This window comes from Epibacterium sp. HA2-3, from assembly GCF_055693725.2.
In genome coordinates this window covers 1,633,098-1,657,987 of sequence record NZ_CM172490.1, presented here as the reverse complement: position 1 = coordinate 1,657,987, position 24,890 = coordinate 1,633,098, and the positions used below count along the sequence as shown (strand labels likewise).

23 protein-coding genes are annotated in these 24,890 nt (G+C 60.4%); 15 read left to right on the top strand and 8 right to left on the bottom strand.

Translation table 11 applies throughout. The annotated features are described in order from the left end of the window. The first annotated feature begins 261 nt into the window (after positions 1–261). Positions 262–1,542, top strand: a complete 1,281-nt coding sequence (locus ACZ1HH_RS07675) for an MFS transporter (RefSeq protein WP_472636300.1) — start codon at positions 262–264, stop codon at positions 1,540–1,542. 6 nt (positions 1,543–1,548) lie between these two features. Here ACZ1HH_RS07675 and ACZ1HH_RS07670 read toward each other — a convergent pair whose 3' ends face one another. From ACZ1HH_RS07670 to ACZ1HH_RS07660, 3 genes are all read right to left on the bottom strand, one after another. Further along, positions 1,549–2,985, bottom strand: coding sequence for an NAD-dependent succinate-semialdehyde dehydrogenase (locus ACZ1HH_RS07670; RefSeq protein WP_487320229.1), 1,437 nt, complete (start codon positions 2,983–2,985; stop codon positions 1,549–1,551). 99 nt (positions 2,986–3,084) lie between these two features. Further along, entirely contained in the window at positions 3,085–4,050 is a 966-nt protein-coding gene (locus ACZ1HH_RS07665; RefSeq protein ID WP_487320228.1) for a LysR substrate-binding domain-containing protein, read from the bottom strand. 9 nt (positions 4,051–4,059) lie between these two features. Beyond that, a complete protein-coding gene (locus tag ACZ1HH_RS07660; protein WP_487320227.1) occupies positions 4,060–4,848 on the bottom strand; it encodes an aspartate dehydrogenase in 789 nt (262 codons plus the stop codon). 178 nt (positions 4,849–5,026) lie between these two features. Here ACZ1HH_RS07660 and ACZ1HH_RS07655 point away from each other — a divergent pair, with 178 nt between their 5' ends. The 8 genes from ACZ1HH_RS07655 (at position 5,027) to ACZ1HH_RS07620 (ending at position 15,441) form a co-directional block, all read left to right on the top strand. After that, positions 5,027–5,980, top strand: coding sequence for a dihydrodipicolinate synthase family protein (locus ACZ1HH_RS07655; protein WP_472636299.1), 954 nt, complete (start codon positions 5,027–5,029; stop codon positions 5,978–5,980). A gap of 9 nt (positions 5,981–5,989) precedes the next feature. After that, positions 5,990–6,877, top strand: a complete 888-nt coding sequence (locus ACZ1HH_RS07650) for an EamA family transporter (RefSeq protein ID WP_472636298.1) — start codon at positions 5,990–5,992, stop codon at positions 6,875–6,877. Between the two features lie 129 nt (positions 6,878–7,006). Beyond that, the gene (locus ACZ1HH_RS07645; RefSeq protein WP_011538925.1) at positions 7,007–7,570 is read left to right on the top strand and encodes a 3-hydroxyanthranilate 3,4-dioxygenase; all 564 of its coding nucleotides are present in this window, start codon (positions 7,007–7,009) and stop codon (positions 7,568–7,570) included. Positions 7,571–7,605: 35 nt separating this feature from the next. Next, complete coding sequence (locus ACZ1HH_RS07640; RefSeq protein WP_472636297.1) at positions 7,606–8,586, top strand: TRAP transporter substrate-binding protein; 981 nt, start codon at positions 7,606–7,608, stop codon at positions 8,584–8,586. 63 nt (positions 8,587–8,649) lie between these two features. Beyond that, positions 8,650–9,189: a TRAP transporter small permease gene (locus tag ACZ1HH_RS07635; protein WP_472636296.1), complete on the top strand. Its 540-nt coding sequence runs from the start codon at positions 8,650–8,652 to the stop codon at positions 9,187–9,189. Then, a complete protein-coding gene (locus tag ACZ1HH_RS07630) occupies positions 9,186–10,445 on the top strand; it encodes a TRAP transporter large permease (RefSeq protein WP_487320226.1) in 1,260 nt (419 codons plus the stop codon). The genes ACZ1HH_RS07635 and ACZ1HH_RS07630 overlap by 4 nt, the downstream gene beginning before the upstream one ends. 684 nt (positions 10,446–11,129) lie before the next feature. Next, positions 11,130–14,420, top strand: coding sequence for an HYR domain-containing protein (locus ACZ1HH_RS07625; RefSeq protein ID WP_472636295.1), 3,291 nt, complete (start codon positions 11,130–11,132; stop codon positions 14,418–14,420). A gap of 139 nt (positions 14,421–14,559) precedes the next feature. Continuing rightward, a complete protein-coding gene (locus ACZ1HH_RS07620; protein WP_011538920.1) occupies positions 14,560–15,441 on the top strand; it encodes a DNA adenine methylase in 882 nt (293 codons plus the stop codon). A gap of 80 nt (positions 15,442–15,521) precedes the next feature. Here ACZ1HH_RS07620 and ACZ1HH_RS07615 read toward each other — a convergent pair whose 3' ends face one another. Next, positions 15,522–16,280 carry an alpha/beta fold hydrolase gene (locus ACZ1HH_RS07615; RefSeq protein WP_168610467.1) on the bottom strand — a complete coding sequence of 253 codons (759 nt, stop codon included), beginning with the start codon at positions 16,278–16,280 and terminating at the stop codon, positions 15,522–15,524. 122 nt (positions 16,281–16,402) lie between these two features. Here ACZ1HH_RS07615 and ACZ1HH_RS07610 point away from each other — a divergent pair, with 122 nt between their 5' ends. Further along, a complete protein-coding gene (locus ACZ1HH_RS07610; protein ID WP_011538918.1) occupies positions 16,403–16,768 on the top strand; it encodes a hypothetical protein in 366 nt (121 codons plus the stop codon). On the opposite strand, the gene ACZ1HH_RS07605 is transcribed toward ACZ1HH_RS07610, so the two are convergent. Beyond that, positions 16,722–17,618 carry a DUF817 domain-containing protein gene (locus ACZ1HH_RS07605; protein ID WP_166485545.1) on the bottom strand — a complete coding sequence of 299 codons (897 nt, stop codon included), beginning with the start codon at positions 17,616–17,618 and terminating at the stop codon, positions 16,722–16,724. The genes ACZ1HH_RS07610 and ACZ1HH_RS07605 overlap by 47 nt on opposite strands. A 173-nt stretch (positions 17,619–17,791) precedes the next feature. On the opposite strand from ACZ1HH_RS07605, the gene ACZ1HH_RS07600 reads away from it, so the two are divergent. From ACZ1HH_RS07600 to ACZ1HH_RS07590, 3 genes are all read left to right on the top strand, one after another. Beyond that, complete coding sequence (locus ACZ1HH_RS07600) at positions 17,792–18,388, top strand: TetR/AcrR family transcriptional regulator (RefSeq protein ID WP_011538916.1); 597 nt, start codon at positions 17,792–17,794, stop codon at positions 18,386–18,388. Positions 18,389–18,464: 76 nt separating this feature from the next. Next, positions 18,465–19,214, top strand: a complete 750-nt coding sequence (locus ACZ1HH_RS07595; protein ID WP_472636294.1) for a PspA/IM30 family protein — start codon at positions 18,465–18,467, stop codon at positions 19,212–19,214. A gap of 34 nt (positions 19,215–19,248) precedes the next feature. Further along, on the top strand, positions 19,249–19,536 hold the full coding sequence (locus ACZ1HH_RS07590; protein ID WP_011538914.1) for a YiaA/YiaB family inner membrane protein: 288 nt from the start codon (positions 19,249–19,251) through the stop codon (positions 19,534–19,536). A gap of 37 nt (positions 19,537–19,573) precedes the next feature. On the opposite strand, the gene ACZ1HH_RS07585 is transcribed toward ACZ1HH_RS07590, so the two are convergent. Together ACZ1HH_RS07585 and glyA are read right to left on the bottom strand one after the other, a co-directional pair. After that, the gene (locus tag ACZ1HH_RS07585; RefSeq protein WP_472636293.1) at positions 19,574–20,266 is read right to left on the bottom strand and encodes an SOS response-associated peptidase; all 693 of its coding nucleotides are present in this window, start codon (positions 20,264–20,266) and stop codon (positions 19,574–19,576) included. Between the two features lie 116 nt (positions 20,267–20,382). Continuing rightward, the gene (glyA, locus tag ACZ1HH_RS07580; protein ID WP_011538912.1) at positions 20,383–21,678 is read right to left on the bottom strand and encodes a serine hydroxymethyltransferase; all 1,296 of its coding nucleotides are present in this window, start codon (positions 21,676–21,678) and stop codon (positions 20,383–20,385) included. 176 nt (positions 21,679–21,854) lie between these two features. Between glyA and ACZ1HH_RS07575 the strand changes: the two genes are divergently transcribed. Next, the gene (locus ACZ1HH_RS07575) at positions 21,855–22,610 is read left to right on the top strand and encodes an NAD kinase (protein WP_011538911.1); all 756 of its coding nucleotides are present in this window, start codon (positions 21,855–21,857) and stop codon (positions 22,608–22,610) included. A gap of 110 nt (positions 22,611–22,720) precedes the next feature. Here ACZ1HH_RS07575 and ACZ1HH_RS07570 read toward each other — a convergent pair whose 3' ends face one another. Then, a complete protein-coding gene (locus ACZ1HH_RS07570) occupies positions 22,721–24,157 on the bottom strand; it encodes an amidase family protein (RefSeq protein ID WP_472636292.1) in 1,437 nt (478 codons plus the stop codon). Positions 24,158–24,308: 151 nt separating this feature from the next. Between ACZ1HH_RS07570 and ACZ1HH_RS07565 the strand changes: the two genes are divergently transcribed. Next, positions 24,309–24,854 carry a hypothetical protein gene (locus tag ACZ1HH_RS07565; RefSeq protein WP_011538909.1) on the top strand — a complete coding sequence of 182 codons (546 nt, stop codon included), beginning with the start codon at positions 24,309–24,311 and terminating at the stop codon, positions 24,852–24,854. Positions 24,855–24,890 lie beyond the last annotated feature (36 nt).

The window sequence follows — 24,890 nt, the reverse complement described above, 5'->3', positions numbered from 1 at the left end:
CGACTTTACGCGTTCAGCAGTCCCGCGATGCGGCAGGGCGTGACTTGCGATGAGTAAACTGATGGCGTGCAGATTGATCACCTTGGCTCTCCCGAGCCGGACGCGTTCCAGTTGCCACGGCGCCACCCACACGAGGTGGCCGTTGCACAGAAGAGTGGCACATGAGAGCCGATCCAGCCCCCACAGACGTGCAGATTTTGAAATTGTGCGCGTTTTATGGCTATCTGGGAGGATCTGTGACGCCATAAAAGGAACGCTGCGATGATCAACATGCTGGCCTCCGTTTGGGCGCTCCTGGCCGGAGTCGTGCTCATCATGCTGGGCAACGGGATGCATTTTACCTTGATGGGGCTGCGTGGCGGGGTCGAGGGGTTCTCCTCGGCCGAGCTCTCCATCGTGACCTCTGGCTATTTCCTCGGCTTTTTATCAGGCGCGCGTTTTACACCGCTCCTGATCCAGCGCGTCGGACATGTGCGGGTGTTTGCAGCGCTCGGCAGCTTTATCTCGGCGGCGCTCATCGCCTTTACGCTATGGGTCGAGCCCTGGACTTGGACGCTCCTGCGGATCTTGATCGGTTTTTGCATGTCGGGGATCTACGTGGTTGCCGAAAGCTGGCTCAACAATTCCACCAGCAATGAGAACCGGGGCAAGATGCTCTCGGCCTATATGCTGGCGCAGACCTTAGGCATCATCGGCGCGCAGGGTTTGCTGACGCTTGGGGATGCGGCCAATGCTGCGCTGTTTATTGGCGCGTCGATCCTGGTGTCTATTTCCTTTGCGCCGATTTTGCTGTCGATCCAGCCCGCCCCCCTCGTCGAAGTGACCAAACCCGGTGGTTTGAAGGATCTTTTTGCAGCCTCGCCGCTTGGGACCGCAGGTATTTTTGTGCTGGGCAGTATCTATGCCAGCCAGTCCGGCATGGGCGCGGTGTTTGGCAGCGAGATCGGCCTGAGCGCCAATCAGATCGCGCTGTTCGTCGCGATGCTGTTTGGGGGTGCCTTGTTCATGCAGGTGCCGATTGGCTGGCTGTCGGACCGGCTGGATCGGCGCAAGGTCATCTGTGGCACCGCGGCGCTTGGGGCCGCCGCCTGTGGACTTGTCTGGTTGGCGCAGAGCCCGCCTGCCTGGCTCGGGGTTGACCCGCTTGTTCCCATTATGGCGGCGGCCTTTCTCGCAGGGGGCATGACAACGCCGCTCTATGCGCTCTTGCTGGCCTATACCAATGACAATGTCGCCGCCGAGGATATGCCCGCGATCTCGGGCGGGCTGGTCTTTACGTTTGGGCTTGGTGCGATCATCGGGCCGATTGCGGTTGGTCTGGCGATGAACGCCACAGGTCCTTTTGCATTCTGGATGGTGCTTGGCGCTGCCTTCCTGATGATCACGCTCTATGCGCTCTACCGGATGTCGCAGAGCGAGGCGACGCCGGTCTCTGAGACCGACGCCTATGTCAACCTTGTGCCTTCAGCGACCATCGTGGCCGTTGAGGATGCAACCACCTGGGCGGCAGAGAATGCAGACGTGGACCTGTCTGCGCCCTAGGGCGCCTCAGGTGATGTCAGAACTGTGCCAGACGTTGCGCGTGGTGAGATAGCTCTCAAGCCCTTCGGTGCCGCCTTCACGCCCGTAACCACTGGATTTCACTCCGCCAAACGGGGTCTCCGGCAAGGAGGCCTCAAGCGTATTGATGGAGAAATTGCCCACTTCGACCTCGTCAATCATGCGCGCGATATAGTCCGCACGATTTGTAAAAGCATACCCTGCCAACCCGTAATCCACGGCGTTTGCCTGCGCGATGGCTTCGTCGAGGTTGCGCACCGGGTTGAGCACCGCGATGGGACCAAAGGGTTCTTCGTGCATGATGCGCGCGCTGTCTGGCACATGTGTCAGCACCGTGGGGGCAAAGAAATATCCCCTTTCCCCCACACGCGTGCCGCCGGTGCAGAGCGTTGCGCCTTGGGCGAGGGCGTCATTCACCAGATCGGTCAGAACCGGAATGCGACGGGCGTTGGCGGTTGGTCCCATTTCGATCCCGTCGTGCACCCCGTTGCCCACGCGAGTTGCCGCCGCCCGTTGGGTGAAGGTGGTTGAGAATTCATCAAAGATGTCTTGATGCACAAAGAACCGTGTTGGTGATGTGCAGACCTGGCCCGCGTTGCGCATCTTGCGGCTGGCGCCGCTCAGGGCTGCCTTTTGCACGTCGGTGTCCTCGCAGACGATCACCGGTGCGTGCCCGCCAAGCTCCATCAGGACGCGGGTGTCGCTCTGGGCGGCAAGAGCTGTCAACTGGCGGCCCACTGCCGTTGAGCCGGTGAGCGCTACAAGCCGCACGCAGGGCTGCGGGATGAGATAAGCCGAAATCTCCGCCGGGCGGCCAAATACCAGATTGAGCACACCATCGGGCAGGCCCGCGTCCTGAAACGCGCGGACAATATGGATCGCCCCGGCGGGGGTTTCCTCTGCTGCCTTGAGGATCAGGGAGCAGCCCGAAGCGAGGGCACCCGCGATCTTGCGTGCAGGCTGGCTCATGGGGAAGTTCCATGGTGAAAAGGCCGCTACAACGCCAATGGGGTGGTGATGCACGGAGATTTTTGTGCCCGCCGCTGAGGGGATCACGCGCCCGTAGGTGCGCATGGCCTCTGCCGCGTCCCACTCGAAAAACTCTGCGCCGCGAATGACTTCCAACCGAGCCTGGGCCAGTGGTTTGCCATGTTCGGCGGTAATGGACTGCGCGATTTCTTCTTGCCGGTCCCGAAGGAGGCGCGCAGCCCGCAATATCAGATCCGCCCGGCTGCGCGGCGGGGTGTTGCGCCAGATCTCGAGCCCTTTTTGCGCCGCTGCCAGAGCGTCCTCAAGATCTGAAATCCGCGCGCAGGGCAGGCGGCCCAGCTCTTCTTCCGTGGCCGGGTTCACAACCGAAAGGGTCTCAGGCGTGTCGCGCCATGTGCCGCCGATAAAGAGTTTGAGATCGGGATAGTTGCGCATTTCGGCCTCATTGGTGTCAGTCGCGATAGGGCAACTCTTTCGCGCGCATGGCATCACCTCAACCGAATTGAACAAATACAGGTATCACAATCAGCGATATCAGGATGCGGGGGGAAGGCGCGCAATCTCTGCCGCCGCCGCATGAAGCGCCGCCAAGAGCGCACCTCCTGCAGGCGAGAGGCTCTGCTGGTCGCGATACGAGACGCCCACCGGACCAGCCCCGAAGGGCACCACCCAATCCAGCGGCGTCAGGAGCCCGTTTTCAATGTCGAGGGCCGCAACATGTGCGGGCATCAAACCGATGAAATCATGGCTGCGCAGAAGCGCGCGATTGGCCAGATACGATACGGACTCGATCGCGGTTTGCGGCATGTACTGATCCTGACGGATAAAAAACTGATCGGTCTGCCGCCGGAGCGTGGTCTCGATGGGGGGAAGAATCCAGCCATGAGGCCGGATATCGTCGAATGTCAGGTTGCTTTCACAGGCAAGGGGGTGTTGCGGGCCGACAACCGCCAAGATCCTCTCATCAAAGAACTTTTCCTGCGTGATATTCTCGCGGTGGCGATGGCTGGGCAGGCGCCCGACGACCATGTCGATTTCCCCCGACAGAAGACCGGGCATCAGCACCTCATGTGTGCCTTCGACGATCTTGATCGCGACTTTGGGACGGTCCTGCAGAACACGCTCGACCGCCATCGGCAAGAGCGAAGGCGATGCGGCCAAGAGCGTACCCACCACGACGCGGCCACTGTTGCCTTCATTGAGATCATCGAGCTCCTGTGCGGCGTTGGACACCTGCGCGAATATCAGTTTGCCATGCCGGATCAGCGAGTCTCCAAAGACCGTGGGGACCACGCCGCGATTGGTGCGCTCGAACAGTTTGACCTCAAAATCCACTTCGAGATCCTGGATCATCTTTGTCGCTGCTGGTTGCGAGATGTTGAGATCGCGCGCCGCGTTCTGAATGCTTCCATGCTGGCCCACGGCGACAAGCAACCTCAGTTGGCGCAGCTTGAGCCGGGTCAGAGCGCGTTCAACGATACGGGTGTGGCGAGTGGCCATAGGTGGTCCTCAGGTGATGATTGCGGCGCAGGCGCGCTCTATGGCGGCGACCGCGCTCATGGCGGCCAGCGCCGAGCTGCGCGGATTGTCGGGCAGGGCATTGCCTTCGATGCGGAAATGAAAACTGCCGAAATCGCCATGCGCTTGAATTTCGTGGATATTCACGCGCGCGCTTGGGTCGGCAATCAATTCAACACGAGTGGTGTCAAACCCGGTTCCCGCCAGCGCCACTGCTGCGGCGACATTGGCGTTCTTGGGATAGGCGATGGCGGCCTCTCGGGCGCTGCCGCGAAAATGGGTGGCCGGGCTGCTTAGTCCGTCCAATTCCAGAACGTGCTCGGCGGCCGAACCCCGCCACGCCTGGGGGGGCTTGCGCCCGAGATAGACCACATCGGCAAGCCCTCCGACCTTGGCCGCCCTCAGGCAGTCGAGCGCACCAATAGCACCACTTGCCAAATGCAGCCGCGTCTTGCCCGCGCGGGCTGCCCGTTCCAGATCTGCATGAAGGGCGTCATCGGCAAGCGCCCCAAGCGAGAGCGTCACAAGCGCGATGCCGCGTTCAAGGAGGGCCACGCCGTGCTGAACCAGGGCACCGTGACCGGCGCAGTCCACCATCACCGAGATATCCTGCGGCAAGCTCTGGGCCCGTTGCACATAGTCCACGCCATCGAGCGCTTCTTGAGCCTCCGGAGGCGGCGCCGAGCGCGCAAGGATCACATGTGGACCCAACCCACGCAGGCGCAACTGCTGAGCGACATATTGCGCGATGGCACCTGCTCCGATGATGCCGATTTTCATGGCTGCCTCCTGTGCTGCCTGCTGTTTTGGCCCTAGCCTAGCGGAATTCAGATCGGCTTTGGTATCAGAATATTGGATATCCAGTTTCGGTCAATCCGGTTGGTTTTTCCGCAGGCCATAGCCTTAGTTGGGCCCAAGATAGCCGCTGCCAAGCGCGTGAAACATCGGAGCCAAGCCCATGAAATACAAAAAGAACGAAGCCAAGGCCTACGCCCGTGAAACCATGCGCGGCATTTGGGCGGCGGCGCTAAATCCCTTTGATGAGGCGCTAAAACTCGACGAGGCGGGGCTGCGGCGCAATATCCGCCATTGGATCGACGATCTGGACATTCAAGGCCTGTTCATTGCTGGCAAGCAAGGCGAGTTCTGGTCGATGTCCATCGAAGAGCGCAAGCGCAACATGACCATCGCAGTCGAGGAATGTGGCGACAAGGCGGGCACGATCATGTCGATCTCGGACCAAAGCGTGGACACGGTGCTCGACCTTGGCCGCCATGCTCAGAGCTGCGGGGCGGATTATGTTGTGGTGCATGCCCCGATGCTGAGCTTTTGCCACGACCGCGATGAGGTTTTGTATAACTATTATAAATACCTGTGCGATCGTCTTGATATCGGGATCGCCATGTGGAGCCACCCGGACAGCGGTTATCTGATGGCACCGGAGACCTGTGCGCGCATTTCCGAGCTGCCGAATATCATGGCGATCAAATACTCTGTTCCGCGCGAGATGTATGCCCGCCTGACGCAGATGGTCGGGGACAAGATCCTTGTGTCGACCTCGGCAGAAGACGATTGGCTCGACAATATCGAGGATCTGGGCTGGCAGCTCTATCTGTGTTCCTCGCCGCCCTATCTTCTGCAGACCAAGGCCGACCGGCGCATGCATGAATACACCGAACTGGCCTTTGCCGGAAAATTCGAAGCCGCCCGGAAGCTGCGCAACAGCCTGGAACCCGTACGCGCGGCGTTGCGCGACACCAAACCCGCTGGCAAGCCGACCGCGCATGGCAAGTACTGGCAGGAACTCTTGGGACAGACCGGGGGACGTGTGCGTCATCCGATGCTGGAGCTCACCGAGGCTGAGAAAGCCGCCACCAGTGCCGGCTTTGAGGATTGTGGCCTCCTGCGTTGATCCCGCATCATGATCGGAGAGGGGCTGGCGATACTGGCCGCGCTGTCCTACGGCGGCGCTGCTGTGTCAATCGTGCAAAGCAAACCCGAAGCGCGGGCAGACAACGGCGTCTTCCTCTCGGTGCTGGTGCTGTTTGGGATCTCGGGAGGGATTTGGCTCGGCAGTGGCGTTGTGCCGCTCTCGGCGCTTTGGCAGCCAGAAGGGCTTCACGCTATTGGGGTCTTTGCTCTTGCGGGGCTGAGCGCAAACGGTCTGGCGCGATGGTCGATGTATCGCGCGACCGAGCGGATTGGTGCCGTTTCCGCAACTCTGCTACGCCGTCTCACCCCCATCTTTGTACTGCCGTTTGCCTATCTGCTCCTCGAGCAAATCCCTGATGTGGCAACGCTTTGGGGCGGCTTTGTCATCCTGGTCGGGGTCTGGATCTACCTGCGTCCGAGCACACAACCGGCTGCGGCAGGCCTGTCATCCGGGGTGATGTTGGGGCTACTTTCGCCGTTGGCCTATGCCCTTGCCTATAGCTTGCGCGGGCTGGGATTGAGCGGACTGCCAGACCCGGCGCTTGGCACCTTTGTTGGTGCTGGGGCCGCAATCATCTGGAGTTTGGCGCGCCACGGTCTGCACCGGTCGCCAGAGCGGGGGCTGAGGTATCTGCTGACGGATCGCAGCCCCGCGCATTGGCGTACGGCTTTGGCCCTGAGTGCCGGACAACTCCTGCAGTTCTTTGCCATAAAGACAAGCGCTGTGGCGACCGTGGCCCTCCTTGGGACTCTGGAAGTGCTGTTCTCTGCCGTCTTTATATGGCTCATCTATGGGCGTGAGGGTGTTGATATTAAGCGCTTATTTGCTGCTACCCTTTGTGCGCTCGGCGGAACTGCCCTGATGATATTGGCCTGAGATCGGTATCAGTAATCTGGATACCCACTTTCGCGGAAATAAATATTTCGCATGGGCAATATTTCCTAGGGTAGCGATAAGCGCAACCCAACGCCCCCAAGTGCCGGGGGCTGCACGCGGGAGAGACCCATGCCTCAGCATCCGACATTGAAGCCCTTTAACTTTGAGAAATGGGTGGAACAAAACGCGGATAAGCTGCGCCCTCCGGTGGGCAATCAGCTGCTGCACAAGGAAGGCGACATGATCGTAATGGTTGTGGGAGGGCCCAACACCCGCATGGATTTTCATGACGACCCGGTGGAGGAATGGTTCTTCCAGCAAAAGGGCGACATGATGCTCAAGATTGCCGATGGGGGCAAAATCTATGACGTCCCTGTGCGGGAAGGCGAGGTCTTTATGCTGCCGCCCCATGTCCGCCACGCTCCGCAACGTCCGCAGGAGGGCTCGGTGGGGATCGTCGTGGAGGCGCCGCGCCAGCCCGGTATGAAAGAAGGGTTCGAGTGGTACTGTTTTGAGTGCGAGGGGCTCGTTCACCGCGAAGAGGTGGCCCTCGATGGGCCCGAGGGAATCGTGACTGCGCTCCCAAAAATCTACAGCAAATTCCACGACAGTCTCGAGGCCCGCACCTGTCCACACTGCGGCGCGCTCCATCCCGGCAAGGGGAAGCCACCTGCAGATTGGGTGCAGCTTTGATGATCAAAACAATAAGAAAAACAGGGAATTGGCCAATGAATGTCATTTGGAAAACGATCACAAGCGCCGCATTTGTGCTGTCGAGTACGGTTGCCCCCCAGGCCAAGGAGTTTCGTCTTGGCCTGATCACCCCGCCGCCACACATCTGGACCAAAGCTGCCGAAGCCTTTGGCGCGGATCTCGCCAAGGCCAGCGATGGGGCCCATAGCATCACCGTGTTTCCCGCACGCCAGCTTGGCAACGAGGCAGAGATGCTGCAACAATTGCAGACCGGCGCCCTGGACATGGCGTTTATGACGGTAGCCGAAGTGTCCAATCGCGCCCCGGATTTTGGCGCGCTTTATGCGCCTTATCTCGCGGAGGACATCGCCCACGCCGGCCGCATCCTGCGCAGTGAAACCGCCACCTCCATGCTGGCACAATTGCCTGCCAAAACAGGTGTTGTCGGCACGGGATATGGGATGGCGGGGCTGCGTCAGATCGTGACCCGTGGTGAGGTCAACAGTGTTGAAGATCTTGCGGGTCTGAAGCTGCGGATCACGCCCTTCGAGCCGATCCTCGATTTCTACAATGCCATTGGCGCCGCCCCAACGCCGATGCCGCTGCCCTCGGTCTATGATGCGCTGGCCAATGGTCAGGTCGATGCGATCGACATGGATGCCGAACTGATCTGGGTGCTCAAATACTACGAACATGCGGATACGGTTGTGCAATCAAACCACATGATGTTCCCGATGGTGGGGCTTGTCTCTGCACGGGTCTGGGCGGGCCTTTCGGAGGCGGACCGTGCCCTGATCGGAGATCTCATGGCGCGCCATGTAGACAGCACGATCGATACCTATGTGGAAAAAGAACAGCTCTGGCTGGATGAGATCAAGGCGACGGGGCGCACCTATAAGACGGTCGATGCGGCATTCTTTGGTGAGGCGGTCGAGAGCTGGAATGCGGCTTGGTCGGAGCGCTCGCAAATGCTCGGGCCATTGCGCGCAGCGGCTGCGGCCACCGCGCGGGACTGACCCTCAACAGCCATCGGCCGCGGCCCCTCGCGAGAGGGGCGCGCCAGTGAGGCGGAGAGCGAAATGATCGGACGTATCTCGGCAGTCTGGGCACGCTGTGAGCTGGCGCTGGCCGCATGTCTTGCGGTCTCCATCACGGCGCTGATCCTGCTCAATGTGGTGACGCGAAGCCTTGGCGCGGCCTTGTTCTGGGTGGATGAGCTGGCGATATATGCAATGGCCTGGATGGCCTTTCTGGGCGCCTCCGCAGCCGTGCATTTTGGCCATTCGGTCGCTGTGACGATCCTCACCGATACTCTGCCTCTTGCGCTTCAGAAGATTGCGGCAAAGCTGGTGGACGGGATCGTTTTGGGATTTGCGCTTGCGATGCTGTGGTTTTGTTGGCGCTGGTATGCGCCGCTGGCCCTGATCCAGAGCGGCTTTGATCTGGCAGCTTTTCAGGGCGCGACGTTCAACTTTGTCTACGCCGAACCCACCACCACCCTCGGCCTTCAGAAACATTGGGTCTGGTCCGTGATGTGGGTCTTTGCGCTCGGGATGACATTGCACGGTTTTGCAAATCTGATCGGGCAGGGTGCCAACCCAGAGGACAAGCGTTCATGACGCCTTTGATCTTTGCTTTCAAACTCTTGATCGCGGTGCCGGTGGCCTTGGTTCTGGCGCTCACGGCCATCTGGTACATCTGGGAGAGCGGCAACACGGTCCTCTATGATAGTTTTGCGCAAAAGATGTTCTCCGGGCTCGAGAATTACGGCCTGCTGGCGATCCCGCTGTTCATGCTGACGGGGGAGATGATGAACGAGGGCGGCATGACCCGCCGCTTGATCAATGCGGCGCGGGTCTTTGTCGGCGGGTTTCGCGGTGGGCTCGCCTATATCAACCTGCTGACCAATATGTTCATGGCGGCGATCATCGGATCGGCCACGGCGCAGATCGCGGTGATGGCCCGTGCGATGACGCCAGAGATGGAAAAAGAGGGGTATGATACGGGCTTTGCTGCCGCCACGACAGCGGCGGGCGGGTTGCTTGCGCCGGTCATCCCGCCGTCGATGATGTTCGTGATCTTCGGCGTTCTGGCCCAGGTTCCGATTGGCGAGATGTTTCTTGCAGGCCTCATTCCGGGGATGATGCTTGCGGGGGGATTCGCGCTGGTGATCTTCGGGATCGGTGTCGCCACAGGCTTTCCAAAGGGCAGCTGGTTCACTGCGCCAGAGGCGTTCTCGGCGCTTCTATATTGCTTGCCCGCAGCGCTGATCCCCTGTGCGATCATCGGCGGTGTGGTGTTCGGGATTGCAACCCCGACCGAGAGCGCTGCAATCGCCTCTCTGCTGGCCTTTGGGATGGGGTGGCTGGTCTATGGCGAACTGAAGCCTGCGGCCCTCTTTGCGATGTTCCGTCGCACTGCCATCAACGCCTCGATGATCATCTTCATGATCGCCTGTGCCAATGTCTTTGGCTGGGTCATCATCTACGAGGCCCTGCCACAAAAGCTTGCGGCGCTGATCACCTCGATCACCAGTGACCCGTTTCTGTTTCTGCTGATCGTCAATCTGATCCTGCTGCTGATCGGGATGCTGGTGGATGGGATCGCCGCCGTGATCCTGATCTCGCCCATCCTGTTGCCGATCGCGGTAAACCACTACGACATCAGCGCCCATCAATTTGGTGTCGTCATGTGCCTGAACCTCGTGCTGGGCTTGCTGACACCGCCCGTTGGGGTCGGGCTTTATATTGCGTCTTCCATGAGTGGCGCCACGCCCGGCCAGATCCTGCGCTCCCTCTGGCCATTCCTTTTGGCGGTAGCGCTAATCCTTGTCCTATTGAGCCGGTTTCCTGTGTTGTCGACCGCGTTTCTATAGTTCAGGTGAACTAAATGGGACGCAAATGGCGCTGAATTCATTAAAATTGAAATTACTAAATGGGCTCGTATGAGATGTTTCTGTTGCGCGTACTGGCCAACGGACAAAAGGGCCGAGCCTGAAAATTTCTGAAAAATTATTGTCAAGCGATCCCGGCGCGTTGTGCTTTGTTGGGGTGTTGCGTCACCTAGGTGCGCGCTCCACACTGGATTGCAACACCATGTAATCATTTACTCATTCTTAAGTGCGCATCGATAGTTCTGCGGCATCAGCTTTTAACGAAGCGACGTTTGGCCAAGTCGGCACCGTGTTTCATTGTTCCCAATTTTTTTCTCAGTCGTCTTGGCCTCCCATAAAATGGAGAGAAAAGTGACCTTAAAAAGGTTTTCCTAAGCAGGAGCCCTGGGGGCAATTGCGCTGATGCCTGCGGCAGCCTTTTCGTTCGATTTCGGCGAGTATCATTTTGAATATGCCCGGCTGGGGTCGTGTGATGTTGACCTTCGTGTCGACCCTCATCGCGAAGAGGCGTTTTTGTTTCTATTAGGGGTGGAATTTCAAGCTGCAGGTGGGGCAGAGCTTTGGAGCGGAAATTGGCACCCGATGCCCGAAGTGACCGCTGAAAATCTCGCTGATTGCCTGGGAGTCCCATCGTCGCTGGTTGAAATCACTCGGCAGGAAGGGCCTGTGTTCGATTCCGATAGTAGCGAGTCCTTCCGGCTGACAACCTACATCGGGTTGACGTTCGATCTGCAAACAGACTCGATGGAACTTGCCGCGGGTACCTACGAGTTCTCCACTGATACAAATGGGGAGATCAGATACCTAGGGTTCACTGATCGGATTGCGCCCGAGCTGACACCGCCAAGCGATCAGTCCGCGACTACCGATGCGGGGCAGGCAACAGCGTCGTTGAATGTGACCTCCCTTGGCTCCGCGTCAGATAACGCAGATTCGAGCATCGACATCGCCTACGCCATCGGCAGTACGACGATCACCGGCTCCTACGACTTCCCAGTTGGAGAGACGACCGTGACGATGTCTGCGTCTGATGCTGCTGGCAATGATGCCACGCCGGTGACGTTCAAAGTTGTCGTCTCCGATGAGGAAAGCCCCGCCCTGACTGCGCCTTCCAACCAGGAAATCACGACCGAATCGGGGGCCTCTACCGCATCCCTTGATGTTACGGACCTCGGCTCGGTCAGTGACAACGTAGATAGCAGCCTCAGCATCACCTATTATGTCGGCAGCGCCGCGCTCTCCGGGGCGTATGACTTTCCGCTTGGCGACACCACTGTGACAATGATGGCATCCGATGCCGCCGGGAATTCTGCGCAGGACACATTCACCGTGACCGTAAACCCCGGCGATGCGACTGCGCCGGTCCTGACAGCGCCTTCGGATCAGACTGCGGCCACTGCCGCGGGGGCAAGCACAGCCGCGCTTGATGTTACAAGCCTTGGTTCGGGGAGCGACAACCTCGATGACGTGGTGGCGATCACCTACAAGGTCGGCGACACTGTGTTGGACGGCGCCTATGACTTCCCGATTGGCGAGACGACTGTGACGATGGATGCCACCGATGCGGCAGGCAATGCGGCAGCGCAAGTGTCGTTTACAGTGACGATCACGCCCGGCGACGCGACCGCGCCGGTCCTGACAGCGCCTTCGGATCAGACTGCGGCCACTGCCGCGGGGGCAAGCACAGCCGCGCTTGATGTTACAAGCCTTGGTTCGGGGAGCGACAACCTCGATGACGTGGTGGCGATCACCTACAAGGTCGGCGACACTGTGTTGGACGGCGCCTATGACTTCCCGATTGGCGAGACGACTGTGACGATGGATGCCACCGATGCGGCAGGCAATGCGGCAGCGCAAGTGTCGTTTACAGTGACGATCACGCCCGGCGACGCGACCGCGCCGGTCCTGACAGCGCCTTCGGATCAGACTGCGGCAACTGCCGTGGGGGCAAGCACAGCCGCGCTTGATGTGACGAGCCTTGGCTCGGGAAGCGACAACCTCGATGATGTGGTGACGATCATCTACAAGGTCGGCGACACTGTGTTGGACGGTGCCTATGACTTCCCGATTGGCGAGACCACTGTGACGATGGATGCCACCGATGCGGCAGGCAATGCGGCAGCGCAAGTGTCGTTTACAGTGACGATCACCCCCGGCGACGCGACCGCGCCGGTCCTGACAGCGCCTTCGGATCAGACGGCATCCACCGAGCCAGACGCAACCACCACATCGTTGGACGTCACAAGCCTTGGCTCGGGGAGCGACGACATAGATGACTCGGTGACGATCATCTACAAGGTCGGCGACACCGTGTTGGACGGTGCCTATGACTTCCCGATTGGCGAGACCATTGTGACGATGGATGCCACCGATGTGGCAGGCAATGACGCGGTGCAGGTTTCTTTTGTGGTCACGGTCCTTGATGGGACGCCGCCGCCAGAGCCTACGATCACCGATGTGGTCGTGAATGACGATAAAACCCTGACGGTGACAGGCACCGCGCAGGCCGGGGCAACCGTCACAGTCACCTTCCCTGATGGTTCCACGGTTGAGACAACTGCGTCTGGCGCCGCGACCTCGGCAAAAGGGCGCGTGAACCGTGACTCAACGGCGGTCTTTGCGGCGGCGACCGGAACCTATACGGCCACCTCTGCAACCCCGCAAACCAGCGGCGACGTCTCGGCCTATTCGTCCACAACGGGGGGCGGCGCCTCGGCTTCCGCTTCGGTTGCGGTTGATGCGACTTCGCCCGATGTGGTGCTGAGCGGCGGCCCGAGCGACGGCATCAGCGCCAATGAGAGCTTTACCGTCACCGCAACCTTCAACGAGGTAGTGACAGGCTTTAGCGCGAGCGATGTTGTGGCACAAAACGCCAGCGTCACCGCCGTGACAGGGTCGGGCAGCGACTATACCATCAGCTTGCGCGCAACCGGCGCAGGGACTGTCACCGTCGAAGTGCCCGCAGGAGCGGCAGAGGACGCAGCGTCAAACCCGACGAATGCCTCGAACACGCTTGTCTTTGACGACACCACGGTTGTGGAAACCCAGAAGCAGATTGCCGGCTTCCTCTACAATCGCGCCAACCAGCTGATCTCGAACCAGCCAGAGCTCATTGGTTTCCTGTCGCAGACCGGGATCGGATCGGGAACGCTTGATGCCTATGTCACGCGGGGCGCCGGGAACTTCAATCTCGCGTCGCGTGGCGGTCTGCCGGTTTGGTTCCGCCTGCAAGGCAGCTGGAGCGAGGATGACACAACCGAGGCGCGCTATGCCTTTGGGGCGGTCGGCGGGCATCTGACCCTGAGCGATCGGCTGCTGGTTGGGGCGATGCTCCAGTTCGACCATCTGCATCAGGATCAAGGCAGCCGCCGTGTCGAAGGCACCGGCTGGATGGTGGGCCCCTATGCGGTGGCGCAGATCTCGGATCAGGCGCTCTACGTCGAAGGACGCGTGCTCTATGGCCAATCCTCAAACAAGGTTGCGCCCTTTGGCACCTATGAGGATTCCTTTGACACAACGCGCGTCTTGGCCCAACTGCGGGTCGCGGGGGACATCAAGAAGGGCGACACGATCTTCACGCCCTATATCGACGCCGCCTACGCCAATGAGGAGCAGGACGCCTATGTCGACAGTCTCGGAAACAGCATCGGGGCGCAGAAAATCCACCTGCGTCAGGCAAGCTTTGGTGTGGGCTTTGCCACGCCCCTGCCGATTGGCGCAGCCGACCAAGCGGTGCTGACCGGCGGTCTGGCGGGCGTCTGGTCCTCCACCAGTGGCACGGCGGTCGCGGACACGGTGTTGCCAAGCTACGCGGGATGGCGCGCCAAACTGGACCTCGGTTTGCGCTATGCCTGGGAGAACGGCAGCAAACTCGCGCTCTCCGCGCGCTACGACGGGCTTGGCAGCGCGGGCTACAAGGACGTCGGTCTCAGCCTGGATTACAGCCTGAAGTTCTGAGCCTCAGGCCTGTAGGCCGGATCAACATGAAAGGGGGCGCGCAGGTGCCCCTTTTTTTGTCAGCTCGCGTCCCACTGGCAGATTCCGCGCAGATAGCGTATGCGAAACGCACCGTGCATCAAGAAACCAGAGAGAGCGGATGGCAATAGAGATACCAGTTCCAGCCGTCGCGCCCGCTTTGCCAAAACCCTTCAAGACGCAGCTTCTCAAATGGGTGGGCAACAAGCAGCGCTTTGCCCATGAAATCGTTGCACATCTTCCCAAGGACTACGGCACCTATTTTGAACCGTTTCTGGGCGCAGGCGGGGTGATGGCGAACCTGCAACCACATCGCGCGCTGGGCTCAGACATCTATCCTCCCCTGGTCGAGATCTGGCAGGCGCTGCGCGAGGACCCCGCGCGCCTCAACGCGTGGTATCAGAGCCGCTATGACCGCTTCATGACCGGTGACAGGGTTGCCACCTATGAGGCGATCAAGGCCCGCTACAATGACACCCCCAACGGTGCCGATTTCCTGTTTCTCTGCCGTGCCTGTTACGGTGGGGTGGTGCGCTTTCGTCGCAAGGACGGATATATGTCGACCCCCTGTGGCAGCCACCCGGTGATGAAACCTCACAAATTTGCCGAACGGGTCGAGATGTGGCGCGCGCGCATGAAAGGCGCAAGTTTTGCCTGTCTGGACTACCGCTCTGCCATGGCGCAGGCGCGCGCGGGCGATGTGATTTACTGCGACCCGCCTTACGCTCATTCGCAAACCATCCTTTACGGCGCCCAGGCGTTTCGCCTCGAAGAATTGTTTGCGGCGATCGCGGCCTGCAAGGCACGCGGCGTCAGGGTCGCGCTTTCGATAGATGGCACCAAGAAATCCGGCGATATCTATTGCGACATCGCCATCCCTGAGGGTCTGTTTGAACGCGAGATCCTCGTCAATATGGGGCAATCCATGCTCAAACGCTTTCAGATGAGCGGGCAGCGCATGGAGAGCGAAGCCGTGCGCGACCGCCTGCTTTTGACCTACTAGGGCCTTCTTCTAACAAGAAATATCCCGGGGGAGGCCCGACAAGGGCCGGGGGCAGCGCCCCCAGGCCTTCTGCGCTGCGTTCACGCGTTCAAGAAACCGCGCACGGTGGCCTCGAACTCGCGTGGTTTTTCCGCGTGGAGCCAATGACCTGCACCGGGGATCTTGGCAAAGCGCGCCGCTGGAAACAGGCGTTTGATCTGCGAGCGGTGCTCTGGCAGCACATAATCCGAATGCGCCCCGGTCAGAAACAGCGCCGCCCCGTCCCAATGGGCCTCCACCTCTGGAAACGACAGAATATGTGGCATCTCACGCTCCAAGGTATCGAGGTTGAGGCGCCAGCTCTTGTTCTCCACATCCAGAGATTGGGTGAAAAAGCTTTGCAACATCGCATCCACACCTGCCGCCGCCAGCTGCTCCTGGGCGTCCGAGCGCCGCGTCACGCGCGCAAGGTCGACGCTGCGCATGGCAGTGATGAAATGCGCCTGGGTGTGCTGATAGCTGACTGGAGCGATATCGGCGACCACCAGGCGGTTGACCGCCTCGGGATGGCGCAGCGCCAGCATCATCGCGGCCTTGCCTCCCATCGAGTGCCCGACCACATCCATGCGCCCGCCGTGGGCCGCTATCACTTCGGCCAGATCCTCGGCCAGATCGACATAGCTGTGGCTCTGGGTCTTGGGGCTCAGCCCGTGGTTGCGCATGTCCACCGCGATCACTTGCCGCTCGTCCGCGAGTCGTTTGGCAATCACCCCCCAGTTGCGCCCGGAGCCATAGAGGCCATGGGCAATCAAGAGGGGCGGTTGGTCGGTCGGGGTGCCATGTATGATCGTGTTCAGCATAACGGGGTGATAGCCCTCTCTGCAGGCAGTGTCAGCCCCAAACCGCGCAGCAGCATTGAGATCCCGCGCCGCCGCGGCTAAGGTCGCGCGCATCGCGTCAGAGCCTTGGGGATGCCGTCTTTATGAATGAAACGCTTCAGAGCGAGTTGGAGCAGCTGCGTGTCCTTTTGGAGAAGCGCCTGAGGCTCTCGGGTCCGCTTTCGGACAGTTTGCGCCGGGCGCGCCGTCATGTGCCGCATCGTCTGCGCAAGGCCGCAGATGATCTATTGCGCGCAGAAGAACGCTTTGACCATCCCCGGCTTGCGCTCACCTTGGACGAGGATGCGCTCGTCAAGAAAGCCCGCCGCCTCAGGGCTTATCTGACAGAGCTCGACCTCAAGGACCGGCGCAAGGGGCGGCTTTTGGACATGGCTGCGACTTCTGCCTTTGCGATCCTCTGCGTTATTGTGCTGATGGTGGTTGTGCTGCGCTGGCGGGGTTTCGTCTGATCCCGGATGGGCCAGACGGCCGGAAGGCCTCTGCCGACAGTGCATCGCGCACCACGAGGGTCACGGTGACAAAGCTCACATAGAGGAGCAGGTACCAGCTGCCCATCTTGGCCAGACTGACCCAGTGGTCGCTATCCTGTCCCGCATAGAGCCAGGTTCGCGTACGCGTGCCCACGTTCTCGGCCACCCAGAGGAAAAAACTCGACAGGAAGGCCGCCAGCGGCAAGGGCATCCAATAGGCATGGCCGCCGATGTAAAACCAGATGCGGGTGCGGATAAAGATCACCACCGTTGCAACAAAGAGCGCGAGCCGTATGTCGGGCAGGAAGTGGTGGCTGAAGAAATTCACATAGATCAGGACCGCGAGGCAGCTTGCCATCCATGTCGGCGGGTAGGGCGCAAAACGCATGTCAAACAGCCGGATGACCCGCGCCATGTAAGACCCTACTGACGCATACATAAAACCCGAAAACAGCGGAACGCCCCAGAGCTTCAGGACGCCCGCGCCCGGATAGGCCCAGCTTCCGGCCTGAACCTTGAAGATTTCCATGATCGTGCCGGTGAGATGAAACAACAAGATCACCCGCGCTTCGCGGGTGCTTTCCATGCCGGTGATCAGGAACACTGCCTGCAGCCCGAGCGCATAGATCAGCAGCGCATCATAGCGCGCCAGCGCCCAATCTGCCTGCCAGATGCGGCTGGAGACCAAGAGCCCGCCCAGGAGCAAGATCCCGAAGATTGCCGCCCAACCTTGTTTGAGCGTGAACATCACCAGTTCAGACAGGTAATGTGGCAGGCGCGCGCGGCACCAGTCGCCAAGGGCGCGTTCAAGACGGCGCGTGCGATTCATGGGGATTGGATTTTGGGCAGGTTCAGTCATGACCGAGAAATGACGGGAAAAGTCTCATCAAGTCCACGCGAAACTCCAAGATCAGTCACCGCACGGCGAGGATTTGCATTCCCGGACTGCGGCAGCCTATAGAGAGGGGGACATGAACGCGGTTCAAGAAATGGGCGAATAAAATGACATCCAAGGCAGAGCAGCGCAGGGCGGAGCTGCGCGAAAAACTGGTGGGCGCTGCAGAGGCGCGCATTCGCGAGGCTGGCGTGACATCGCTGCGGGCGCGTGATCTGGCCAAGGATGCGGGCTGCGCGGTTGGGGCGATCTACAACGCCTTTGACGATCTGACGGCCTTGGTGATGGCGGTCAACGGGCGCACGTTTCAGCGTCTCGGGGCCGAGGTTGAAGCCGCGGTCAAAGCCTCCGAAGGGGCCTCGCCCAGCGACAGGCTGATCCGAATGAGCGAAGCCTATCTGGATTTTGCAAGTGCAAACAATCTCTTGTGGCGCGCTCTGTTTGACCTGGAACTCCCCGCCGATGGGGAGGTGCCTGATTGGTATCGCGCCGCATTGGATCGGCTGTTTCAGCACATTGCCGGTCCTGTGGCCGAACTTTTCCCAGATCAGCCGCAGCAGGAACAGGCGCTCACGGTGCGGGCGCTGTTTTCCTCGGTGCATGGGATTGTCTTGCTGGGGCTCGAAAATCGTATTTCGGGCGTCCCGCCGCAAGAAATCCGGCGCATGATTGCGCTGGTGTTGTCGCGCCTGACGATGAAGTAAATCTCCAATTCCGTGAACGCTGTTCATTTTTAGCTTGAACGACGTTCACAAATACCGTACATCCCCCTTATGAACAATGTTCACGAATGGAGGATGGAACGTGCTCTCTACGCTTAGAACTCTGATGATCGGGGCCAACCGGCGCGCCGAAGGCGAGCTTCGCCAGCAGTTTTCAATCGAGCTGATCGAAGAAAAGATCGCTCAGGCGAATGATGATCTGAAGGCAGCAAAATCAACGCTGGTCAGTTTGATCCAGAAAGAACGCGCCGAGGGGCGCCAGATCGCAACCCTTGACGCGCGGATCGCGGATTTGACGCAACGCGCGCAGGCGGCTCTGGCAGACGGGCGCGAGGACCTGGCCACAACGGCCGCAGCCGCGATTTCCGAGATGAAAAATGAGCGCAGACTGCGACACGAGACCCAGACTCGTCTCGAAGCGCGCATCCTGAGGTTGCGTCAATCGGTCGAAACCGCCAGCCGTCGCCTGATTGACCTGCGCCAAGGGGCAATCGCTGCCAAGGCCGTGCGGGGAGAGCATCGCGCGCAGGCCGCGCTGGGACGGTCCTTGGACCGTCAGCCCATGGATGAGGCCGCCGAGCTTATTGCCGAGGTTCTGGGGCAGGAGGATCCGTTCGAGGCTTCTGAAATTCTGGGCGAGATCGAAGCGGGTCTCGCACCGCAATCGGTGGCGGGTCAATTGGCAGACGCGGGCTTTGGCGCGGCCACCCGCAGCACGCCGCAGGATGTGCTGCGTCGTCTGAAGGCTGCGCCTGATCGCAGTCCAGCCGACGTAGCTGCCTCAGCTGCATCGTGTAAGCCTCAGTAAAATGTCAAGAAACACCAGTCGAAGGAACTGACTTATGTCCAACATGCGCAATGAAAACGCCCTGATCACCAACCTCAACATCGCTGGCGTCGTGATTGCCTACGCTATGCTCGGGATTTCGCTGTGGCTCTCGACCGAAGTGCCGCTTTCGACCAAAGGCTATTGGGCGATGGGGATTTTGCTGCTGACGCTGAGCCTCATCAACGTGGTGAAATACCGTTTCGACATCCGCCAGAGCGAAGATCGCATTCGCCGGATCGAGGATATTCGCAACGAGCGCATGCTTGAGGACGCGTTGAAAGATCCCGCATCCGAGGTCTGATCTCTGTCTCGAAACAGACCTATGGGGCCGGAGCCAGCTAGATCAGCGGCTCTGGCCCAATCGCTTCGATCAACTCGGGGCCATCGTCTTCGATGCCAAACCGAGGGACTTGATGATACCGCAGGCGCCCGTCCCACGCGGTGCCAAGCTCCGATTTCGCGCGCGTGCGGTCGATCTCTCCGCTGAGCCAGTCCTGAAGCTGACCCTCGGCCAGAATGACCGGCGAGCGCGGGTGCAGATGCGCTGTTTGCGCAAGTGCAGGGCGCGTCAGGATCGAACAGGTTCTGAGCCCGCTTGCCAGCCGCGTTTGCAACCCGGCAAAAAACAGCATCGGCGCATTGCTTTGCGCCGTGATCCACCAGGGCTGTTTCTGACCTTTGTCGCCGGTCCATTCAAAATATCCGCTTGCCGGGATCGCGCAACGGCTGGCACCGCGAAAACTTGGCAGTGTGTCGGCGGTCTCGATCTTGGCGTTGAACGTCGTGGCTCTCCAGTCCGAGGGCGCGCCCTTGAACCAGCTTGGCACCAGCCACCACCTGGCATGTGCAGCCACCAGGGCACCTTGGCGCAGGAACAGCGCCTCAACGGTCTGCGTGGGTTTTACGTTCCAGCTGGGGGCAAGCGGTTCTGAGCCGTCCTCGCGATATACATCGAGCCAGTCAAACTCGCCGCGCTGCCAGGCGACAAAGTCTTTCCAGCTGAGTTGAGGAAGGCCGATTCTACCACACATGCCCGTATGATAGCGCGGGTATGGGAGGCGAGCCACGCCAGGCGGACCGGCGCAAAAAAAACCGCCGCGCCCGAAAGAGCGCGGCGGTGCAGAGCAACCTCGGGTGAGGCGCCAGATCAGAGGTTTGGATAGAGCGGGAAGCGGCCGCAGAGCGCCGCGACTTTGCCACGCACGGCTTCTTCGACCGCGGCGTTGCCGTCCTCGCCATTGGCTGCGAGACCGTCGACCACCTCGACGATCAGACGGGCGATCTCGCGGAACTCTTCCTCACCAAACCCACGGGTCGTGCCTGCAGGCGTGCCGAGGCGGATACCGGAGGTCACGGTGGGCTTTTCCGGGTCGAACGGGATGCCGTTCTTGTTGGTGGTGATATGCGCACGGCCGAGCGCTTTGTCGACGATGTTGCCCGTCACGCCTTTGGGGCGCAGGTCCACCAGCATCACATGGGTGTCGGTGCCGCCGGTCACGATGTCCAGACCGCCTTTGATCAGCTCATCCGCCAGCGCAACCGCGTTTGCACGCACTTGTTTCTGGTAGGATTTGAACTCGGGCTTCAGCGCCTCGCCAAAGGCGGCGGCTTTGCCTGCGATCACGTGCATCAGCGGGCCGCCCTGAATGCCCGGGAAGATGGCAGAGTTGAATTTCTTTGCCAGATCCGGGTTGTTGGTCAGGATCATGCCGCCACGCGGGCCGCGCAGGGTCTTGTGGGTGGTGGTGGTGGCCACATCAGCATGCGGGAAGGGCGAAGGATGCTCGCCCGCAGCAACGAGACCGGCGAAATGCGCCATGTCCACCAGCAGATAGGCACCGACGCTGTCAGCGATTTCACGGAACTTGGCAAAATCGATCTGGCGCGGGATCGCGGAGCCGCCGGCGATGATCAGCTTGGGCTGGTGCTCGGTCGCAAGTGCCTGCACCTGATCATAATCGATCAGGCAGTCGGATTCGCGCACGCCGTAGTGCACGGCGTTGAACCATTTGCCGGACTGGTTTGGCGCTGCACCATGGGTAAGGTGACCGCCGGACGCGAGATCCATGCCGAGGATGGTGTCGCCGGGCTTCAGGATCGCCTGGAACACGCCCTGGTTCGCCTGCGAGCCGGAGTTGGGCTGAACATTGGCAAATTCGCAGTTGAAAAGCTGCTTGGCCCGGTCGATGGCGAGGTTTTCAGCCACGTCGACATACTGGCAGCCGCCATAATAGCGACGGCCCGGGTAGCCTTCGGCATACTTGTTGGTCAGCACAGAGCCCTGCGCTTCCATGACGGCAGCAGAGACGATGTTTTCGGAGGCGATCAGCTCGATCTCGTCGCGCTGACGACCGAGTTCATCGGTGATTGCGCCAAAAAGCTCTGGGTCGCGCTCAGAGAGGCTTTGGGTGAAGAAACCGGGGTCGCGGGTCGCGTCAGTCATATTGGCTCCGTCTGGTTGGGGCTTGGTATTTGCGAGATTTCCTATAGGAAACTTCACGGATCTGAAAGGCTGTAAAGCGACGAAACGCATCAGGTGAACGGCAACTCTGGTCAACGGGGAAAACCTGTGCTTGTTTCGGAACCGTTTGGACCCTACCGGAAACAGGATCGCGCCTTATGAGAATCGCATTTCTGGCCAGCGAGGCCCCTTTGGCGCAGACGGCTCTTTCTGTTCTGAGCAAACGCTACGGATCTGTCGCCGTCGAGGCCGCAGATGTCATCGTGGCGCTGGGGGGCGATGGGTTCATGTTGCACACGCTGCGTGACACCGTTGATCTCAATATTCCGATCTACGGGATGAACCGCGGCACGGTTGGTTTCTTGATGAACAGCTTTGGCGAGGACGCGCTTCTGGAACGGCTGGAGGCCGCCAATGAGGAGATCATCCACCCCTTGCGGATGCGGGCGCAGGACCGGGCCGGGGTCATGCATGAGGCGATGGCGATCAACGAAGTGTCCTTGCTGCGGCAGGGTCCGCAGGCGGCCAAGCTCAAGATCTCGGTCGATGGGCGGCAGCGGATGGCGGAGCTGGTTTGCGATGGAGCGCTGGTGTCGACGCCTGCGGGCTCCACCGCCTATAATTTTTCGGCGCACGGCCCGATCCTGCCCATCGGGGCGGATGTGCTGGCGCTGACGGCGATTGCGGCCTTTCGCCCAAGGCGCTGGCGCGGCGCTTTGCTGCCCAGTGGGGCCACCGTGCGTTTTGACGTGATCGATGCGGCCAAGCGACCCGTGATGGCGGAAGCGGATTCGATTTCCTTTAAGGAGATCGACTGGGTTGAAATCCAGAGTGAACGCCGGATCAGCCACAAGATCCTGTTTGACCCCGGTCATGGGCTTGAGGAACGGCTGATCTCGGAACAGTTCAACTGAGGCCGCGCTGGCGCGCGACAGGTTGAGCCTTGGACCCATGGGTCCAAGGCCGTGCCTCCGGCGGGGATATTTCTGGTTAGAAGAAGGCGTCGGCGCGCTCGGATCGTCGCTCAGGTCGTCATGGACTGCATGTGACCCCAGAGCGGGGCAGCCATCTGTCCGATGCGATCCTCAATGGCGATAGCGGCATCCACGGCCATGTCTTCGCGCCAGCGCGGCGCCACGATCTGCACGTTGATGGGTTGTGGGCCCTTTGGAAGCTGTGCGAGGCGCGCAGGCACGCAGGCGGCTGGTAGGCCCATGTAATTCATGGCGTAGGAGTAGACCGCACAGCCCAGCACATCATGGGCGCCCGCGACCCCTTCGCGATCGCGATCAGGCGCAAAGAACGGATGCGGCAGGAAGGGCGTCAGCACCAGCGGGTAATCGGCCATGAACATGGCCCATTGGCGGGCGTAATGGCTGCGTTTGGCGTACATCTTGAGCAGCTCATCACCGTGGAAGGGCGGGAACTCCTGAAAATAGGTGTCAAACATCGTGCGGATGATCTCGGAGCCCATGGCGTCGAGGTCGGGTTTCATCAACGCATGAATTTCGCCCATGAGCGCGCGATAGCCTGTGCGCCCGGCCTCAAAGACATTGGGGGGCTCGATCTCCTCGACGATATACCCGGCATCCATCAGCGCGTCGCGCGCCGCCAAGAGCGCCGCGTCCACCTCGGGGTGGAGGTCATAGCCATGGGTGTTGCGGGTGAAGGCGACCTTGACCGGGCCGTCCGGCGCCGCCCCGCGCCACGGCACCGGGGCGTGGAAGGGGTCGCGAATGTCGGGCGCGATCATCGCGGGCATCGAGAGGTGCAAATCGCGCGCGGAGCGGGTCATCAGGCCTTGAACGCTCATCAATTGGGCCAAGAGGCCGCGTTCGGCTTTTTGGCTGGGGTTCCAGGCGGGCACGCGCCCAAAGCCCGGCTTCACGGTGACCGCGCCATTGGCCGCTGCGGGAAAGCGCAGGGAGCCGCCAATGTCATTGCCATGTGCCAGCGGACCAATCCCCGCCATCACTGCAGCGCCGCCACCGCCCGAAGAGCCGCCGGGCGAGATATGCCGCCCCCAGGGATTATGGGTGCGCCCATAGAGGGGATTGTCGGTATCGGCGCGGAAGGAAAACTCTGGCGTGTTGCTGCGCCCGATCACCACAGCTCCGGCGCGTTCTAGGTTTTGCACCACCGGCGCGTCATCGGGGGCGATCAGATCCTTGAGCGCAGGAATGCCGTTTGATGTCGGATGCCCGGTTTGATCGATGTTGATCTTGATGGTGACAGGGACGCCGTGCAAGGGGCCGCGCAGCGCCTTTGGCGTGCTGTCGAGAACTTCGGCCCGCGCCAGAGCCTCGTCCCGGAGATCCTCGACCACCGCATTGAGCGCCGGGTTCACCTGATCCATCCGCGCAAGCACAGAGGTCACCGCCTCTGTTGGACTGATGTCGCCGTTGCGGGTCTGGGTGGACAATTCTTCTGCGCTCAGGCGCCAAAGCTCTTGATTTGACATGTTAACAATCTCCTTGAGGCGGAGACTAGTGTCCGTTTGAGGGGCTGGGAAGGGGGGAATTTAACTTGTTATTTGGGGATTGTGCTTGATCCTGCCTGTGGAAGCGCGAAGGCTGTTCCCGGAGCGATATTTTTTGAAAGAACCCCAAAACATGAATAGATTAATCGCGTTTTCTGCGGTGTGTGCCATCTCTGTTGGCTCTGCTTTGCCGCTGCAGGCGGAGAGCTTTGTATCTGTATTGCAGGTCATTGAGGAGATGGGCGAGACTCCCTACGAATGCGACGGCTATGATCCTGCCACGCAATCGTGCTCCGGTTTGTCCTACATGCGCACCGAGGAGGGGATCATCTACAACGCGTCATGGTTTGCGATCGAGAACCCCGCCGGTGAGCCGTGGGTTTTCCTGGCCTCTTCCGAATACGAGTTTCTGTTCGGCTGGGGCTGCCCCTCGAATTGGGGGCAGGCGCCGACGATCCGCTACGTTGATGGCGGGGACCCGGATCTCGGCCCGCAATATGCTGAGCTGATCCAGAGTCAGCTCAATGAGAGTTACGATCCGGATGCGCCTTGTGCTGGGTATTACCCGGATGGACCGCAGCGCTACCGGATCGAATACCGTTACCGCAACGGAGAGCTGGCAGAGCGGCCGGACAGCCATGTGCGTTTCTTCTTTGAGCCAAAGGAGCTGCGACCTTGACCTGATTTCTGATCTCTTTGCGGAGGATTTCTTGGA

Bases quoted from the DNA above. Each gene is read 5' to 3' on its own strand.
- ACZ1HH_RS07600 (WP_011538916.1), top strand. From the start codon at position 17,792: ATGACATCCAAGGCAGAGCAGCGCAGGGCGGAGCTGCGCGAAAAACTG.
- ACZ1HH_RS07605 (WP_166485545.1), bottom strand. From the start codon at position 17,618: ATGAATCGCACGCGCCGTCTTGAACGCGCCCTTGGCGACTGGTGCCGC.
- ACZ1HH_RS07640 (WP_472636297.1), top strand. From the start codon at position 7,606: ATGAATGTCATTTGGAAAACGATCACAAGCGCCGCATTTGTGCTGTCG.
- ACZ1HH_RS07620 (WP_011538920.1), top strand. From the start codon at position 14,560: ATGGCAATAGAGATACCAGTTCCAGCCGTCGCGCCCGCTTTGCCAAAA.
- ACZ1HH_RS07660 (WP_487320227.1), bottom strand. From the start codon at position 4,848: ATGAAAATCGGCATCATCGGAGCAGGTGCCATCGCGCAATATGTCGCT.
- ACZ1HH_RS07650 (WP_472636298.1), top strand. From the start codon at position 5,990: ATGATCGGAGAGGGGCTGGCGATACTGGCCGCGCTGTCCTACGGCGGC.
- ACZ1HH_RS07655 (WP_472636299.1), top strand. From the start codon at position 5,027: ATGAAATACAAAAAGAACGAAGCCAAGGCCTACGCCCGTGAAACCATG.
- ACZ1HH_RS07575 (WP_011538911.1), top strand. From the start codon at position 21,855: ATGAGAATCGCATTTCTGGCCAGCGAGGCCCCTTTGGCGCAGACGGCT.
- ACZ1HH_RS07570 (WP_472636292.1), bottom strand. From the start codon at position 24,157: ATGTCAAATCAAGAGCTTTGGCGCCTGAGCGCAGAAGAATTGTCCACC.
- ACZ1HH_RS07595 (WP_472636294.1), top strand. From the start codon at position 18,465: ATGTTCACGAATGGAGGATGGAACGTGCTCTCTACGCTTAGAACTCTG.
- glyA (WP_011538912.1), bottom strand. From the start codon at position 21,678: ATGACTGACGCGACCCGCGACCCCGGTTTCTTCACCCAAAGCCTCTCT.
- ACZ1HH_RS07630 (WP_487320226.1), top strand. From the start codon at position 9,186: ATGACGCCTTTGATCTTTGCTTTCAAACTCTTGATCGCGGTGCCGGTG.
- ACZ1HH_RS07665 (WP_487320228.1), bottom strand. From the start codon at position 4,050: ATGGCCACTCGCCACACCCGTATCGTTGAACGCGCTCTGACCCGGCTC.
- ACZ1HH_RS07590 (WP_011538914.1), top strand. From the start codon at position 19,249: ATGTCCAACATGCGCAATGAAAACGCCCTGATCACCAACCTCAACATC.
- ACZ1HH_RS07645 (WP_011538925.1), top strand. From the start codon at position 7,007: ATGCCTCAGCATCCGACATTGAAGCCCTTTAACTTTGAGAAATGGGTG.
- ACZ1HH_RS07610 (WP_011538918.1), top strand. From the start codon at position 16,403: ATGAATGAAACGCTTCAGAGCGAGTTGGAGCAGCTGCGTGTCCTTTTG.
- ACZ1HH_RS07670 (WP_487320229.1), bottom strand. From the start codon at position 2,985: ATGCGCAACTATCCCGATCTCAAACTCTTTATCGGCGGCACATGGCGC.
- ACZ1HH_RS07585 (WP_472636293.1), bottom strand. From the start codon at position 20,266: ATGTGTGGTAGAATCGGCCTTCCTCAACTCAGCTGGAAAGACTTTGTC.
- ACZ1HH_RS07675 (WP_472636300.1), top strand. From the start codon at position 262: ATGATCAACATGCTGGCCTCCGTTTGGGCGCTCCTGGCCGGAGTCGTG.
- ACZ1HH_RS07635 (WP_472636296.1), top strand. From the start codon at position 8,650: ATGATCGGACGTATCTCGGCAGTCTGGGCACGCTGTGAGCTGGCGCTG.
- ACZ1HH_RS07615 (WP_168610467.1), bottom strand. From the start codon at position 16,280: ATGCTGAACACGATCATACATGGCACCCCGACCGACCAACCGCCCCTC.
- ACZ1HH_RS07565 (WP_011538909.1), top strand. From the start codon at position 24,309: ATGAATAGATTAATCGCGTTTTCTGCGGTGTGTGCCATCTCTGTTGGC.